This window comes from Phytobacter sp. RSE-02, assembly GCF_040578655.1.
Taxonomy (GTDB): domain Bacteria; phylum Pseudomonadota; class Gammaproteobacteria; order Enterobacterales; family Enterobacteriaceae; genus Phytobacter; species Phytobacter diazotrophicus.
In genome coordinates this window covers 313,387-329,805 of record NZ_JBEULY010000004.1, presented here as the reverse complement: position 1 = coordinate 329,805, position 16,419 = coordinate 313,387, and the positions used below count along the sequence as shown (strand labels likewise).

Here is a 16,419-nt window from a genome sequence, read left to right as displayed (position 1 = left end):
ATAACAAAAATATATTATATAAATACTGCTTGCAGATTTAAGCAATCAAAAAGTGATATAGTAGCCATGCTACATCTTTTAGCGCGGCCACCACAGATATTGCATAGTCCGGTTATTCAGTCAAGGACGATATTTATGCCCTCACCTGACCCGGACTGTATTTTTTAAATTCACCAATAACGGGTGACGTTATTTTCCCGCAAGTTCCCGGCGGATAATTTCCGCACCCGCACTTAATGCGTTGAGCTTACCATTGGCGACCCGACGCGATAACGGCGTCATACCACAGTTAGTCGAAGGATAAAGCTTATCGGCATCAACAAACTGGAGAGCTTTACGCAGTGTACTGGCGACCTCTTCAGGCGTTTCGATGGTCGAAGTCGCCACGTCAATCGCCCCTACCATCACTTTCTTACCGCGAATCAGTTCCAGCAGATCCATGGGAACACGCGAGTTATGGCATTCCAGTGAAATGATATCGATATTCGATGTTTGCAGTTTGGGAAACGCCTCTTCGTATTGCCGCCACTCAGAGCCCAGTGTCTTTTTCCAGTCGGTATTGGCCTTAATGCCATAGCCGTAACAGATGTGTACCGCCGTTTCGCATTTCAGCCCTTCAATGGCTCTTTCTAATGCGGCGACACCCCAGTCGTTCACCTCGTCGAAGAAAACATTAAAAGCCGGTTCATCAAACTGGATAATATCGACACCCGCAGCCTCTAGTTCTTTGGCTTCCTGATTGAGAATTTTTGCAAATTCCCAGGCGAGTTTTTCGCGGCTTTTGTAATGGGCATCATAGAGCGTATCGATCATCGTCATCGGCCCGGGCAACGCCCATTTAATCGGCTGTTTAGTCAGTTGCCGTAAGAACTTGGCATCGTCAACAAAAACCGGTTTTTGACGCGCCACCGCACCTACCACGGTCGGAACACTCGCATCGTAGCGATTGCGAATTCTCACCGTCTCGCGTTTTTCAAAATCAACGCCGCTGAGGTGTTCAATAAAGGTCGTGACAAAATGTTGGCGCGTTTGTTCGCCATCGCTGACAATATCAATCCCTGCCCGCAGTTGATCGTAGAGAGATAAACTCAGGGCATCTTTTTTCCCCTCAATTAACTCTTCATTTTGTAATTTCCAGGGCGACCACAGTTTTTCCGGCTCGGCAAGCCAGGACGGTTTGGGTAAACTGCCAGCCGTTGAGGTGGGAAGCAATGTTTTCATAATAAATGACCTTTTAATCCTGGTTAATTAAAGAGCGAAGTTAGCGGACCATTGTTCAAGAATATTTTTGTAGGGTTTAATAAAGTGTTCTTCAGTAAATTTGCCCTGCTCAATAGCCAGTTGGCTGCGCTCTTCCCGGTCATACACAATTTTGGTTAATGAATGATCCTGGTGGTTCAGGTCTGGCTGATAAAAGTGACCGGCGACAGCGTTGGCATTATAGATTTCAGGTCGATAAATCTTCTGGAACGTCTCCATCGTGCTGATGGTACTGATAAGCTCAAGACTGGTGTAATCGCGCAGCAAATCACCCGAGAAATAAAAAGCCAGCGGCGCAACGCTATTTTGCGGCATGAAATAGCGAACCTGCAGGCCCATTTTGCTGAAATACTGCTCCGTCAGCGACGTGCCGTTGGGCTGGTATTCAATGCCTAATACAGGGTGCTGATTGCCCGTGCGGTGATAGATATCTTTACTGGACACGCTCAGGCAGATCACCGGTGACTTTTTGAAGTTCTCTTTGTAGGCATGGGAATTGACGAAATGCTTAAATAACTTGCCATGCAAGTCGCCAAAATCATCCGGAATACTGAACGTCCCCTGGCCTTTGTTGTGCTCTAAGAGCAATACGCTAAAGTCATAATCCCGCACATAAGACGAGAAATTATTCCCGACAATGCCCTCTATGCGTTCGTTTGTTTCTTTATCAACGATATTCGTTTTCAATATTTCAATTGCCGGAAACGCAATGTCATTGCCTTCATCGCCAATATTCAGTTCAGCGGAGATAATGTCAAGTTCAACAGAATAACGATTGGCGTGCGGGTTATCCCAATAGGCCAGGGCATTGAAACGGTTATTAATCATCACTAGCGTATTACGCAGATTCTCCTGACGATTGTCGCCTCTGGCCAAATTAGCGAAGTTAGTGGTGATACGGGTATTTTCTGAGGGGTTATAATTCTCGTCGAAGCGACTGCTTTTAATGGTAAATGTGAAATCTTTATTCATTGTAATTTTGCACCCTGAGTTCTGACATAAAAACTGGCTTATTTTATTAAGCGACCGGGTGTCTCATTCCGCAGTTTTCATGTTATCAATAAGTTAATAATACATATTTATGCCAGAGCATCTGGATGAGAGAAAGCGAGTTAATTTCATTGCAACATGAGACATCGTCATGTTCGGCTTAGCGTCCGCTCGGGGGGCTGGCGCCGGGCGTAAAAGCCCGGCACCCTGGCCGCGTGTTAATGGTTATCGAGGAGCAAATTGAGGTTTTGCACGGCAGCACCCGATGCCCCTTTGCCCAGGTTATCGAAGACGGCTGTCAGCAGTACTTGTCCATTTTCGGGGTTTGAGAAAACGCCAAGCTCCATGTCATTAGTACCGTTCAGGCGCTCCGGGTTGATGCGCTCTACATCACCCGCTGTTATATGAGGCAGTACCTTAACATGTTGGCTATGGCTGTAATGCTCTGCAAGGCAGGCATGGATTGCCACGGCACTGGCATTTTTGGGCAGCAAGCGTTGCTGGAGCGGCACACTCAGCACAATCCCCTGACGGTACGCGCCGTAAGCAGGCATAAAGACGGGCGGCACAGAGAGGCCTGCGTAGCGCGCAATCTCCGGAACATGTTTGTGCCTGAGACCCAAACCATAGACCTGAAACGCGGGCGCCGAATCGGCCTGCTCGCCTTCGAACTGTTCTATCGCCGCCCTTCCCCCGCCCGAATAGCCGGAAACAGCATGGATAGAAAGGGGGTAATCGGCAGGCAACAGTCCGGCATTGACCAGCGGGAGCAGAAGACCAATCGCGCCCGTTGGGTAGCAGCCAGGGTTCGTAATGCGCGTTGACGCCCGGATACGTTCGGGCTGGTCGGCACTCATCTCAGGAAAACCATATGTCCAGCCGGGCGTAACCCTGTGGGCTGAACTGGCATCGATAATCCGCACGTGCGGGTTTTCCACCAAAGCTACCGCTTCGCGAGCGGCCTCATCGGGCAAACACAGAATTGCGATATCGCAGTTGTTGAGCATCCCGGCCCGCAGGCGTGTGTCCTTGCGATGCGAAACAGGCAGCGTCATCAAGGTAATGTCTGAGCGACCGCGCAGGCGGTCATGAATCTGTAAGCCTGTAGTGCCCTGTTCGCCGTCGATAAATACGTTAGTCATTGTGTTTTCCCGGTCACGGATAAAATTTTATGCCGTTGATGTTGTGCCAGGTTTTAGTGTGGGTAAAGTTGAATTATCTTTACGTCAAATTCAGTTTTTCTGAGGTATGTTGATGCGTGAGATTAACCTTGATCAGTTACGCACACTGATAACGATTGCCGATACCCGCTCTTTCAATGAGGCTGCCGGACGACTGCACTTGTCGCCGCCAACGGTCAGCCTGCATATTTCCGAACTTGAAAGCCGGGTGGGGGCGACATTGCTTTCCCGTACACGAGGCAACGTCAGACCGACAGCGATTGGCGAAAAGCTGGTTACCCATGCACGCCGCTTACTCGCTGATGCCGCGTATGTCCTTGACGATATCTCACGCCAGGCGCAGGGCCTGACCGGACAGGTCAGACTGGGGGCGTCTACAGGGGCTATCGCCAATCTGTTGCCACAGGCTATTGAAAAAATGGCGCGGCTTCATCCGAATATCGATGTACAGATTACCGTACTCACGTCTCAACAAACGCTTGAGCAACTGAAATCCGGTTCACTCGATATTGGTATTGTTGCGCTCCCACAACTGCGGGGTAATGGCCTGGAAATCGATGCCTGGCGGCGGGATCCTGTTGTCGCTTTTCTGCCTGCAAACTGGGATCTGCCGGATGTGGTGTCGCCTCAATGGTTGATTGAAAAGCCGCTGATTCTGAATGGTTCCGGCACCCACTTATCACAACTGACAAATCAGTGGCTTGCAAAAACGGGACACCGGCCTGTACCGCGAATCAAACTTGATTACAACGATGCGATAAAAAGTCTGGTGGGCGCAGGTTATGGCGCCACGCTGTTGCCGCTTGAATCGGGCACGCCCGTCTCCGCTGATAAACGCGTCGCGGTTCGTCCTTTAAAGCCCGCATTGTGGCGGGAGTTAGGATTAGCCTGGCGAGAAGGGGAAAATGAGATGTCGACCACGCACCTGTTGTCGGTTTTGCGGGAATTAAAACAGGAGTGAGTGTGGGGATGGCGCGGTTTGTCCCCTCTCTCCTTTGGAGAGAGGGGACCAGAACAGTGCGGTTTACTGCCATGCATCTCCTTTAAGGGATAGGGCATAACGGCAGGTCACCCGCCGGGATAAATTTAGAACGTTTCCCAGTTACCGTCGCCAACAGCAGGTGCGGCGGAGGCAACGGCCGTGCGCGGGGCGATGGTTGGTTTACCGGATTTGCTTTGCAACAGTGTGCTGTGACCATTGACGCGGAAGACCGCGACGGCCTGACGCAGTTGTTCAGCCTGCTCTTCCAGTGCGGCAGAGGCCGCAGCGGATTCCTGCACCAGCGAGGCGTTCTGCTGGGTAACGCTGTCCATTTGCGATACCGCGAGGCTCACCTGCTCAATACCTTTACTCTGCTCGTCCGAGGCAGACGCGATTTCACCCATAATATCGGTTACGCGCGTTACGGCATTAACGATCTCTTGCATGGTATTACCCGCTTCGGCCACCAGCGAGGTACCGGAATTGACGCGGTTAACGGAGTTTTCAATCAGCGCTTTGATCTCTTTTGCCGCCTGCGCACTGCGGCTGGCCAGTGTGCGAACTTCCCCGGCAACCACGGCAAACCCACGCCCCTGCTCACCCGCTCGCGCGGCTTCAACGGCGGCGTTCAGGGCGAGGATATTGGTCTGGAAAGCAATGGCGTCGATCACGCTGGTTATCTGGGCTATCTGCTGCGAACTGCTGGAGATCTCGCTCATGGTGCGTACCACATCACTTACCACACGGCCACCGCGTGCTGCGGTGTCGGAAGCATTTTTCGCCAGGTTAGAAGCCTGACGGGCGTTATCGGTGTTCTGTTTCACCGTCGCGGTCAACTGCTCCATACTGGCGGCGGTCTCTTCGAGTGACGAGGCCTGTTGTTCGGTGCGGGAAGAGAGATCGTTGTTGCCGGTAGAGATTTCACTCGCACCGGTATAAATCGAATCGGAGCTGTTACGCACCGCGCTCACGGTTTTGACCAGCGAGGATTGCATCTCGTGCAGGCCACTGGCCAGTTGGCTCATCTCATTGCGACCTTCGGCGGAGATGGTCTGCGTCAGGTCACCGTCGGCGATAGCGCGAATATGTCCCATCACGCTGTGCAGTGGTTTGAGCAGCAGATGTTGCAGCCCCAGCCAGATCACCGTCATGACCGCGATCACCACCAGCAGAATTACGCCCAGGGTCCATTGCATACTGGTAAAGCTGCTCTGGTTTTCCTGTGCGGCGGCCTGCAGGAAGGTATTGTTTTCTGTGCGCCATTTCGCATAGCTGGCGTCCATATCATCCTGCGCCTGTTGGGCATCCAGGTTACCATAGGCTTCGTAGTTGTTTGCCTTCAGGAAGGTGATGGACTGTTGCAACACGTCGTGCATTTTGGTGATGTTTTGCGAAACTTCATTCGCTAACCCGGCATCCTGCCCTGCGACACGCGGTGTATTTTTATAGTTGTTAAAGTACCCCTCGGCTTTATTGAGGGATTCAGTGGCGGTAGTGAGTAGCTTATCGATACTGGCAAGCGATGCCGGATCGCGTTGATTTTTTAAAAAGCGGATCGCAACACGGGTAACGGTGACGCGTGTTTTAATGAGCGTATTGACGCTATCGCCAAGATTTTCCTGCTGTGCGCTAAGGATGCCCGTGTTCTGAAAGTTCACTCTGTCATTATTGACAGCAGAATAGAAAAGCCCGCCGGTAACTAGCTGAAGCAGACAAAATACCGACAAGGCAATGATGATGCCGGTGATGACGCGTATATTTTTGAGCATATTATGGTCCAGGGAAGAGGCAAAGTTGCTCAATATATATCGACACGACAGGCATTAACTTTATGGTGGCGCACGCCGGACCTGTTAATTTTCGGGGTTGACAAGGAGGCTCATGAGTCTGGTTCCCCCTGCCCTTACCTACAATTTCACACTGACAGCGTCGTCTCTTGTCATGCTCCCTCAAGAGAGGCGATCTGCTGTAACGCATCGTCATGAAGATGTTGTAACTGCCCGTTGAGCGCGGGCGCATGGGCTTCGTATACCGTACCCGCCCCGTTACGCCGGTAAGCGGATCACATAGCGCGTGGGGCTGATAGACACAGCGCCGAGGGTCGTTTTATTTTCTGGTCTTTCTACCCTGGCACATAAGCCACTTGATCATTTCAAATGTCAGAAGTACTGTATATAAAAACAGTATTTATGAAAGAGGCCAGATCATCATGTTCGCCCTTGTTGACGTGAACTCGTTTTACACCAGTTGTGAAACCGTCTGGCGGCCCGACCTGAGCGGTAAACCGGTGGTGGTGCTCTCAAATAACGATCTGAGTGGTGAGAAACGTTAGTTAATCCTATGCTGTTCACATCATCTTATTCTTGATGGCGTGGGCGTGACATGAGGCTTGTATTTGCAACTCAAGATTTGACTCTGGCTAACCGCTCCTTCGAAGGCTTTCCATTGCTGATTGGAGCAGATGGGTGGCCAGTTCAGCCAGCACAATCCTTTCTTTGGCACATCCTCATCGAGTCAGGTGAATCACTAAGCACTCTGACCTGGGAAGCATACGGTCGGCGTTTGTATGACTACTTCGCTTTCCTGGAAGCCAATACGCTAGCCTGGAACGATGAAACCCCAGCTCACGGCCTTAGCGTTCTTTCGAGATACAGAGATTGGTCAATCGGCGAACTAGCGCTTAATCCGCGTACTGTTAACAACCGTCTGGCGTTGATTGTGAGATTTTATCGGTGGGCGAAGCTGAACAACCTAATAAAGGTGCTGCCTTTTGGTGAGAAAAAAACTCATGTTGTTCCCCACTCAGGTCTTTTAAGCCATGTAACTCGGCCTGGGAAAGAAAGAAGTAAAATTTCAATAATGCTCCGCGAGCGAAAGCGTCTAATGAAATTTTTGACCAAAGATCAAGTCAAAGTATGCCTTGCCTTAGATGCCGATCCAAGCCATCAGATACTGTTCCACCTCATGGTGCGAACTGGACTTCGCTCCTGTGAAGCCAGGTCTTTTCCTCTCAAATATGTGTTTAATCCCAGATTGAAGAATGGGCTGCGCCGTGGGCAGATGATAAGCGTTGCTCTTGAGCCTTCAGATATGCAAATTAAGTATGACCGACCTAGAATCATTGATGTGCCTTGGTCGCTAATGGAAGACATGTGGTCTTATTCCCTTCATCAACGGGAGATGCGTAATTCTAGGGGTGATGGAAGTGTTACCGCATTATTACTGACAAATGAAGGAAAGCAATACTCAAAAGATGCTGTCGTAGACATTATGAAGTTCTACGAACGTAAGTGCGGTTTCTATGTGCGTGCCCATATGCTGCGTCACACCTATGGAACTTATACTTTGCTTGCCCTTCGAAAAACTAAAGAATTTGAAGGTGAGCCACTAATGTATGTAAGAGATCGGCTGGGTCATTCAGATGTTCAAACAACGATGATCTATTTGCATCTTATCAATCAACTGGAAGCTCAATCCGTACTTGCGTATGAAGATGAAATTGACATGATGTTTATGGCCACCTCCATTAATCATGACTGAGGTAAATATATTGGCTCAGCAAAAGAACTATAAGGCAGATCTGCAACCAGGCACTAAAAATTTAGAACCTGCCGTTGAAAATATCAAAATTGACTTGCCAAGAAACCCGAGAAACCATAGGCAGATTGATCATTCTCAATACCTAGGTCTGGGTTTCGACGCTTGGGCAATTCAAAGCATTCATGTTATCAGGGCATTATTACAAGGAGGGGATTTTTCTGTCGCCACTTTAATTGGCTATTCGGTAACAGGATTGAGAAACTTTATGAAGTTTTTAAGTGCAAATCTAATTGAATCGCCACCTACTGCGCCAAGTGCTCTGACAAAACGCGACATGGAGCGTTATATATCCTGGCTAAAAATTAAATACCCAAACGGCTCGACGGCCAAGAATTTTTATACAAGCTTCAAATCACTAATTATTATTCTGGCGGATTATGGGTTTATAGAAAACGTTCTTGACGATCTCCTACCGCCTAATCCGTTCCCCAATAATGCGAAAAATACAAAAGATGCTGATCCATTTACCATGAGTGAGATGCAGAGGTTGCTTAGTGCATTAAAATGCGATTTTATTGATATCTATAAAGGCACGTTTCTTGGTAATGAAGCTGAGAAAATGACAGTGCTGTTGCTAATCACGGCTGCAAGGTCCGGTCTTAATACAACGCCATTATTAGAGATGGAGAGAGACGCTTTAACACCACATCCTTTTCTGCCAAATCTCAAACTAATTAACACTCTCAAGCGTCGTGGCAAAGGTGCGCAGAACAAAACAATACGTCAAACAAATCTACTGGATGAATATAGCTCCATTCCACTTGATGGGGTTGCAGTCTTGAATAAGGCGCTTGCAATCAGTAAACCGCTTGTGGAGCTGGCATCAGATGAGATTCGTTCATATATATGGTTATATCGCTCAGGACAGCGTGGGGGTGAGAACAAAATTGTTGCTCTTAATCCCGGTGCTTTATACGTGTGTAGCAAAAGTATTTGTGAGCGTCATTCACTCCAAGATGATCAAGGAAATAGACTGAATGTCACTCTTAGTCGTCTGCGGAAAACAATGGAAAGCCGCCTATGGAAACTGAGTGGTGGGGACATCATCGAAGTGTCTTCGATCATGGGACATACCCCACAAGTTGCAGATAATCACTATTTGAAAATAAACGATGAAATCAAGACTGAGAGCGCGGTTTTCATTGGTGAGACTTTCCCTGATAAACTTCGTGGCACCACCATTACACCGACCCCATCAGGCGGTTGCAAAGACAGTCTTTATGGCAGTCTGGCGCCTATGGATGGCATCAATCATTGTTCTGAGTTCATTCACTGTCTTGCTTGTCCTAGCTATGCAATTGTAGGAACTTTGGAGGATTTATACCGGCTGTTCAGCTACCAACAATTCTTATATGCCGAAATAAAATACTTTCTTACTGATGAGTGGGACGCATGGCGCAGGCGGCAGTTTAATTTTATTCAGTTGATAGATGATTTTACCTCCCGAAAGTTCGATCTTGCGTTGGTCTTGCAAGCAAAGACTAAAGCTGAATCCTCTCCACACTTGTTCTGGAGTAAAAAGATCGAGTTCATGAAGAAAAAACTAGGTGGTTAAATATGAGCACAAGAAGCGCTAGTGCCATGTTGCAGGCATATGATGTCCTCATCTCCCAGCCAGCTACAGCTAATGGACTAAGTTCTGCAGAGCGGGATGCAATCGTCATCAGTGCTATTGTTAATGAAGATAGTGAAACGCTGGTTCTTAGTCGGTTTGGCGATTCGCAGTGGGATCTACGCCCGTTTTTTGATCAGGCAAACGTTTCTCATTCTTATAAATTTATCAACTGGGATATGAGCATGCCTCGGGCGCTCATTGATGACAGTAAAGCTGTTGCTTATGCTTGGTTTAAGAGAGGAATGCCTGGGTCTAAACCACCTATCGCACGGGGTATCACCGTTTTTGCTGTTGCCAGCGTGATGCCTTTTATTCGCTGGCTTAATAATTTGGGCGTTTCAAATTTTGCAGAGATCATTCCAATCCATATCAGCAATTACGTTCATTATTGCAAAAGTGAGTTGAAATTAAGGCCTCTTCCGCTGTATGGCCGATTACGGATTATTGATTTTCTCTGGGTATTCTCTAACGATATGATGTTCCCCCTCAAAAATTATCCCTGGGGGAGTTCAACATTGTGGCGTATTTGTGGGATTGCCAATATAAAAGGGTTAGATGCAGAAAATAAAAACGTTGGGCGAACGGATATTATTCCTCCGGATGAACAATCCAAAATCTTCAATTATTGTGAAAAAATTGTCCAAGATATGAAGGCTGAGTTGGCTGTCAGTGGCATTGGATATCATCCTAGCGATGAACAGATGTCAATTCGTTGTAGAGACGCTGTACTATATATAGTTTCAATCACTAGCGGTATGCGCAATGACGAAGCTATTGGAATTGAGGTCGGTGCTTGGCGTAAGGAGTTAAAGAATGGCATCACCTTTTACTGGGTAGCTACAATAGAGCATAAAACAGGCAAAGGGCTAGTCGAGTATCTTGTGCCGAAACTGACATTTGAAGCACTAAATCTTTTAGCAAGATATTCCGCGCCTATCAGAAAGGAGTTGGAGCAAGAGATTAGGTTGCTTGCAAAAAATCAGAATTGCTCGAATTCAACCGAACACATTCTTAGGCTCGAAAAAGCTCGAAAGGATTCGAAGAAACTATTTCTGGGACGAAACAGCCAAGGAGGAAAAATTAAGGAAGGCTATCACGTTGAAGCGCTTAGCGGCCAAGGTTCTAATGTTGCATTTGGCCGTTTAGCTAAAGCTGCTGGAAGTGATTGGCCGTTAAAGACACATCAATGCAGAAGAACATATGCAAGGTGCTTTGTGGAGTCCCGTATGGGAAGAACTTCGCTTATTTTTCTCAAGTGGCAGTTTAAACACAGTAGCATGAACATGACCCAACTGTACGCGTCTAACCCTCAGCAAGACTTGGCACTTTTTGATGAAATCTTACAGCAGATGACAGAATACAAAATTGATTTGATCGAATCATGGCTTGATGAGCGGCCCTTAGCAGGTGGTGCAGGTGAAAAAATAGTCAAGATGCGAGCTATTCCAGTCAAAGACAGGGCCGCATTGCTTGCCCAAACTGCCCCACATGCGAACATTCGTGCTACTGGACATGGCTGGTGTATTGCAACAGAGCGGGGCTGTGGCGGGGCTGGGCTATACGAGGCTACACGCTGTCCAACATGCAAAAACGCGGTGATTGATGAGTTTTTCGCTGGAACGTGGCAGGACATATACTCACAACAGCAGGAGCTGCTCAAAATCGAGGATGCAGGTCCTGCTGTAAAACAGCGAGCAGAACGCGATTTGCAGGTCGCATTGGATGTCATCACGAGCTTAGGTCTGTCTCCCATCAATGACAATACCGACGAGGCTGGGAATGGCAATGAAATCCATTAAGCGGCAGACTCCGGCCCGTTCGCGGTCAAAGACACTAGATGTTCTTGAGAAAGTCATTAATGGCCTTGTAGAAGGTAACAAAAAGATTTCCATCACTTTGGTTGCCCGAGCAGCGGGCGTTACACCAGGACTCATTCATAACACCTACCCAGCGGTGGCGGAGAGAATCCGCATCCTCATGGGTAGGTCAGTTCGCGCCCAGCGTGATTCGAAACATCAGGCGCTGATGATTGAAAAGGAGAAGAACCGGGTGCTCCGTGCAGAGAATGACCAACTTTTAAAGGAGCTGACCCAGATTGCTTCTGTAAATCAACGCCTGTTGTTCGAAATGGCCGAGTTGAAGGCAAAAGGTAATGGGGATGTTGTTTCCATTTCGTCCAAATCCCGTAATTAGTTGTAGTCATCAGATATATTGCAGTCTGGCGATATTCTTCCTCGGGAATGTGAGGTTGCCGGGCTTTAAATAGCGGAGTTTTAGAAGATACTACTTATATATCAGTGATATGGTTTGCTGTGAATTTTAAAAAACAACGGAGGGTTTTTCGTGCATCTTCACTCGTATCGCCTCAAGAACTACCGACGTCTACAGGATGCTCATATTGAGCTGGCTGACGATATATCAATATTCGTAGGATCGAATAACAGCGGAAAAACCTCAGCGACTCAAGCGATTCATACATTCGTTACGGGAGGGAGGGAACGTTTCAGTCTCTACGATTTCAGTTCCTCATGTTGGAAAAGTTTCGATGAGGCTGGAAATATCAATTTGGCTGATCCAATACCCGAAGGTTTCTCCCTTCCAAGCATAGATCTCGATCTTTGGTTCGAGGTTGCAGCACCAGACCTATATCTAGTGATTCCTTTACTTCCGAGTACAGCGTGGGAAGGTACCAAGGTCGGTATACGAGTTTCTCTGACTGCGAAAAGCACTACTACCCTCATTCAAAACTTCCAGGAAGCTAAAGCAAGAGGAACTGCACAAGCAGCAGAACTGCCGCCAGGTTCGCAATATACTCCATGGCCTCGCTCCATGACAGACTATCTCCAGCGAGAGCTCAAAAGCGAATATGAGTTGCGCTACTTCATTTTGGATCGCTCACAATTTGATGAGACCTTCCGTGAGATTGGCAATTACGTTCCAGATGAATTAGGTGGGGAACCTGGTGGCGGAACGATTCTAAAATCTCTTATTCACATCGACAATTTAGGGGCTCAACGACACCTTGCTGATCCTAATCCAGAAGCCGGAGGAAGATCAGAAGACTTGTCGAAACGCTTAAGCCGTTTCTACAAGCGAAACCTTAATCAGAGACAAGACGATCACATAGCCCTTAAGGCGTTATTCGACTCTGAGCAAGCGCTCAACCTTCACCTGGATGGCGTATTTAAACCGATGCTGGATCGGCTTGCCAAGCTTGGCTATCCAGGCGTCAATAACCCGCGGCTTAAGATAATGTCAGCACTGGACCCCGCCCACGTCATGAGCCAGGACGCACGGGTTCATTATCAGATCGGCGATGGTGAAGACACCGCCACCCTTCCTGACAGTTATAACGGACTTGGATTCAAAAATTTGATCTACATGGTTGTAGAGATTCTAGACTCCCAAGCGAGGTGGGCGACGATGGAAAATCGCCCGCCATTGCATCTGCTTTTTGTGGAAGAACCAGAGGCTCATTTACACGCTCAACTCCAACAGGTATTCATCCGCAATATTCTTGAGCTTCTGAATATAGAGGGCGACGACGGAAGCATTTTTGGCAGTCAGATGGTCATCACGACTCATTCGCCGCACATCCTTTATGAACGAGGATTCAAGCCGATTCGCTATTTCCGACGCAAAAAGACTGGCACCACACAGGTAACAGAAGTGCTGAATCTATCGGCGTTCTACCAATCTCAACCAGGTGATCGCGATTTTTTAGAACGATATCTGAAGCTGACACATTGTGATCTATTTTTTTCAGATGCCGCTATTCTCGTTGAAGGTAACGTTGAAAGATTGCTCCTCCCTGTCATGATTAGAAAGAGCGCGAAAACTCTCCGTTCAGCTTGCCTTTGCGTCTTAGAGGTTGGCGGTGCCTTTGGGCACCGTTTCCAGTCACTCATCGAGTTTCTCGGTCTGACTACGCTGATCATTACTGATATTGATAGTGTTGCTCTTAAAGCTCAGGTGGTTGACGATGCTGAGGAGGAGGAAGAACTCGAAGAATTTGAAGTTCCAGCCGACACGGAAGACGATGCTGCAGGCCAGACCCAGGACAATGGACAAGATCCAATCGATGAACCGATGGTTCCTGCACCGAAGAAGAAATATGGCAAGGCCTGTTTACCAAGTACCCCGGGCGCCGCAACGTCGAACCAAACTCTTATCAAATGGCTTCCGAGGAAGCTCACCATCGAAGACTTGCGCAACGCAACTGAAGCGGAGAAAACTCACGTATTCGAAAACGATGCGAAGGTTCGCGTTGCCTATCAGACTGAGCGGGCTATTACCTGGAACGAAGCCACCGAAATCCTGTGCGGGCGTACGCTTGAAGAAGATTTCGGCCTCGAAAATCCGGACTGGTCCCAAGCTATTGCGAGAAAGCCTTTAGGTTTGATTGTGAAAGGAGGAGCCGTTAGCCCTGCTACTCTTGCTGAAGGCCTTCATAAAAAGGTTTCGCGAAAGAGTTTTGATAAAACAAAGTTTGCACTTGCAGTTCTCACCGAAGACGAGCAAGCGTGGCATGTACCGGCTTATATCCGTGATGGACTTATCTGGCTGAAAGACGAAATACGGATCGAACTCGAAACCGTGCCGCCCGAACTTATCGCCGAAGAAGATGTTGTGATGAGAGGTGGGCAATGAGTAGCCGAGCAAATAAGCCCGACACCCAGGCGGACATGGACCTACGGAACTGCCTGAGAAATGTTCCACCACGTAGCTTCATTATGAAGGCCGGTGCTGGTTCAGGAAAAACTACCTCGCTTATTAAAGGCTTGTCATCGGTCATCCAAATACATGGGGATAATCTCAAGAAAACCCGCCAGCGTGTTGCTTGTATTACCTATACTGAGATTGCTGCCGGAGAGATTTGGAGGGACGTTGGTAGTGATCCTCTGGTTCACGTCTCAACGATCCACAGCTTTATGTGGCTGCTAGCTAAACCATTCCAAAACGATATTCGTATCTGGGTATCCGGGCGTATAGTGGAAAAAATTGATGTACTTGAAGAAAAACGCTCAACCTATGGCCCCAGAGTTCAACAGCGTACGAAGGATAAAGACGCCCGAGATTTGGAGCGCCTCCGCCGACAGTCAGAGCGGATAGCTACAGTAAAAGGGTTCCGATACGGAACAGGTAGCAACTACGCAAAGGGTATTCTTGGTCATGACGACATTCTGAAACTCGTCACCTACCTTATTTCCGAGCGCCCTCTCTTCCGAACCCTTCTCGCACGCCAGTTTCCGTTCGTCTTTGTGGACGAGAGCCAAGACACTACCCCTGGGGTCGTGCAGGCTTTGAAGGCCGTCGAGCGTGAACCCGGGGTCACATTCTGCCTTGGTTTCTTTGGCGATCCGATGCAACGGATATACGTTACAGGAACCGGGCAAGTTGAAGCAGAACCTACTTGGATTGACATTCCGAAACCTGAAAATTTCCGGTGCTCAACTAAGGTCTTAAACCTCGCGAATGCTATTCGCCGTGATGGTGATGACCTCGTTCAAACCCCAGGCCAACGTCTAGGTCCAGAAGGTATCATTCCCACCCCAGAAGGTTCAGCACATCTTTTTATTTTGCCTGCAGATGAGACACGGGACGCCAATCTCGCTCGTGTACGTGAATGGATGGCGACACGCACCGGAGACGATTATTGGCGACCAGGCGATGATGACCAAGCGCGAGTAAAGCTTCTCGTCATTGTCCACCAGATGGCCGCAAAGCGTTTAGGATTTGGGGACCTATACGCGGCACTCAATTCTAAGGCTCCATCAGCATTCAAAGATGGTTTTTTAGATGGCTCTACATGGCCTCTTTCGCCGTGTGTAAAATTTTTGATACCGATCGCTATCGCTCATACGAATGGCCAACAACTTGAAGTGATGCGATTAATCCGAGAACATTCACTTCTTCTTGATAAAGAGTCTCTTGCCGAGGTGAATGTGGCGGATCGCCTTAAGGTACTCAGCGAGCTTGTTACTTCCATCACTGCAGGCATAGTGGGGAATTCCGGTGCAACAATTGGCGATCTACTCAAACAAGTAAACTCCTCCGATTTACTAGTCCTTGACTCTAGATTGGTATCTTATCTGGATCCAAATGCAGTTCTTCCTGTTCAGCCTGGACCAGAAGCTGGCGAGAACAATGACGACGATGTTCAAGAAGATGGTGAAACTGATAAGGAAATGACCTCAATGGATGCTTTCTTGGGATGCCCCGCAAGCCAGCTTTTGCCATACCATACCTACATTTCGGAACGTTCTCCCTTTTGGACTCAGCAGGGTATAAAAGGTGCTGAGTTCGATAGGGTGCTTGTTGTTCTGGATGACGCCGAAAGTAACCATTTCCAATTTTCCTACGAAAAATACCTCGGTCTTGAGGAACCATCAGATAACGACCAGAAACATATGGATGCCGATGAAGAAACAACTATGGATCGAACACGTCGACTTTTCTATGTGAGTTGCACAAGAGCCTTAAAAGACCTTGCGGTTGTTCTTTTTACCGTCAATCCTGAGCATGCGGAGGCTCACATACGTCAACTTGATCTTTTTGAAGGTGAAGCTATCCACACTGGAGCCGTCTTTGATCAAGCATAAGTGAATTTCATCTGGATGTAGACTTTTAGACATGCAATCAAAAACCGGGGGGATTAAATATACCGAGCTAACTTTCGCTACTGGCATTGTACAGGCCAAAATACTAATTCAGTGATCCATGTTTTTGCAGGACTCATGTCAGTAGCAGAGGAATGGTCAGAAACAAAAAAAGCGGGGGTAGCGCCCCGC

The 16,419-nt window shown here is 48.1% G+C and carries 11 protein-coding genes and 1 pseudogene; 8 read left to right on the top strand and 4 right to left on the bottom strand.

Going from position 1 to position 16,419, the window contains the following annotated elements; genetic code table 11:
- Positions 1-189: 189 nt before the first annotated feature.
- The 3 genes from ABU190_RS11720 to argC all read right to left on the bottom strand — a co-directional run bounded on the left by ABU190_RS11720 (position 190) and on the right by argC (position 3,392).
- Positions 190-1,221: a methionine synthase gene (locus ABU190_RS11720; RefSeq protein ID WP_071195310.1), complete on the bottom strand. Its 1,032-nt coding sequence runs from the start codon at positions 1,219-1,221 to the stop codon at positions 190-192.
- 27 nt (positions 1,222-1,248) lie between these two features.
- Positions 1,249-2,232 (bottom strand): DUF1852 domain-containing protein, encoded by a 984-nt coding sequence (locus ABU190_RS11715; protein WP_354691380.1) that lies wholly within the window; start codon positions 2,230-2,232, stop codon positions 1,249-1,251.
- 236 nt (positions 2,233-2,468) lie between these two features.
- Positions 2,469-3,392 carry an N-acetyl-gamma-glutamyl-phosphate reductase gene (gene argC / locus ABU190_RS11710; RefSeq protein WP_354691379.1) on the bottom strand — a complete coding sequence of 308 codons (924 nt, stop codon included), beginning with the start codon at positions 3,390-3,392 and terminating at the stop codon, positions 2,469-2,471.
- A 112-nt stretch (positions 3,393-3,504) separates the two neighbouring features.
- On the opposite strand from argC, the gene ABU190_RS11705 reads away from it, so the two are divergent.
- Positions 3,505-4,392 carry a LysR family transcriptional regulator gene (locus ABU190_RS11705; RefSeq protein ID WP_354691378.1) on the top strand — a complete coding sequence of 296 codons (888 nt, stop codon included), beginning with the start codon at positions 3,505-3,507 and terminating at the stop codon, positions 4,390-4,392.
- Between the two features lie 125 nt (positions 4,393-4,517).
- Here ABU190_RS11705 and ABU190_RS11700 read toward each other — a convergent pair whose 3' ends face one another.
- Entirely contained in the window at positions 4,518-6,182 is a 1,665-nt protein-coding gene (locus tag ABU190_RS11700) for a methyl-accepting chemotaxis protein (protein ID WP_354691377.1), read from the bottom strand.
- A 440-nt stretch (positions 6,183-6,622) separates the two neighbouring features.
- Between ABU190_RS11700 and ABU190_RS11695 the strand changes: the two are divergent.
- From ABU190_RS11695 to ABU190_RS11665, 7 genes and pseudogenes are all read left to right on the top strand, one after another.
- Positions 6,623-6,724: pseudogene (locus ABU190_RS11695) on the top strand (hypothetical protein); the annotation flags it as partial.
- A 71-nt stretch (positions 6,725-6,795) separates the two neighbouring features.
- Positions 6,796-7,953, top strand: a complete 1,158-nt coding sequence (locus ABU190_RS11690; RefSeq protein WP_354691376.1) for a tyrosine-type recombinase/integrase — start codon at positions 6,796-6,798, stop codon at positions 7,951-7,953.
- Between the two features lie 10 nt (positions 7,954-7,963).
- Positions 7,964-9,568 (top strand): hypothetical protein, encoded by a 1,605-nt coding sequence (locus ABU190_RS11685; protein ID WP_354691375.1) that lies wholly within the window; start codon positions 7,964-7,966, stop codon positions 9,566-9,568.
- 2 nt (positions 9,569-9,570) lie between these two features.
- Entirely contained in the window at positions 9,571-11,427 is a 1,857-nt protein-coding gene (locus ABU190_RS11680) for a site-specific integrase (RefSeq protein WP_354691374.1), read from the top strand.
- Positions 11,414-11,821, top strand: coding sequence for a TetR family transcriptional regulator (locus tag ABU190_RS11675; protein WP_354691373.1), 408 nt, complete (start codon positions 11,414-11,416; stop codon positions 11,819-11,821). Before ABU190_RS11680 ends, ABU190_RS11675 begins: the two co-directional genes overlap by 14 nt.
- A 150-nt stretch (positions 11,822-11,971) precedes the next feature.
- On the top strand, positions 11,972-14,278 hold the full coding sequence (locus ABU190_RS11670) for an ATP-dependent endonuclease (RefSeq protein ID WP_354691372.1): 2,307 nt from the start codon (positions 11,972-11,974) through the stop codon (positions 14,276-14,278).
- The gene (locus tag ABU190_RS11665; protein ID WP_354691371.1) at positions 14,275-16,230 is read left to right on the top strand and encodes a UvrD-helicase domain-containing protein; all 1,956 of its coding nucleotides are present in this window, start codon (positions 14,275-14,277) and stop codon (positions 16,228-16,230) included. Before ABU190_RS11670 ends, ABU190_RS11665 begins: the two co-directional genes overlap by 4 nt.
- Positions 16,231-16,419: the final 189 nt, after the last annotated feature.

Coding starts and splice junctions, on each gene's coding strand:
- ABU190_RS11720 (WP_071195310.1), bottom strand. CDS start 1,221: ATGAAAACATTGCTTCCCACCTCAACGGCTGGCAGTTTACCCAAACCG.
- ABU190_RS11715 (WP_354691380.1), bottom strand. CDS start 2,232: ATGAATAAAGATTTCACATTTACCATTAAAAGCAGTCGCTTCGACGAG.
- argC (WP_354691379.1), bottom strand. CDS start 3,392: ATGACTAACGTATTTATCGACGGCGAACAGGGCACTACAGGCTTACAG.
- ABU190_RS11705 (WP_354691378.1), top strand. CDS start 3,505: ATGCGTGAGATTAACCTTGATCAGTTACGCACACTGATAACGATTGCC.
- ABU190_RS11700 (WP_354691377.1), bottom strand. CDS start 6,182: ATGCTCAAAAATATACGCGTCATCACCGGCATCATCATTGCCTTGTCG.
- ABU190_RS11690 (WP_354691376.1), top strand. CDS start 6,796: ATGAGGCTTGTATTTGCAACTCAAGATTTGACTCTGGCTAACCGCTCC.
- ABU190_RS11680 (WP_354691374.1), top strand. CDS start 9,571: ATGAGCACAAGAAGCGCTAGTGCCATGTTGCAGGCATATGATGTCCTC.
- ABU190_RS11675 (WP_354691373.1), top strand. CDS start 11,414: ATGAAATCCATTAAGCGGCAGACTCCGGCCCGTTCGCGGTCAAAGACA.
- ABU190_RS11665 (WP_354691371.1), top strand. CDS start 14,275: ATGAGTAGCCGAGCAAATAAGCCCGACACCCAGGCGGACATGGACCTA.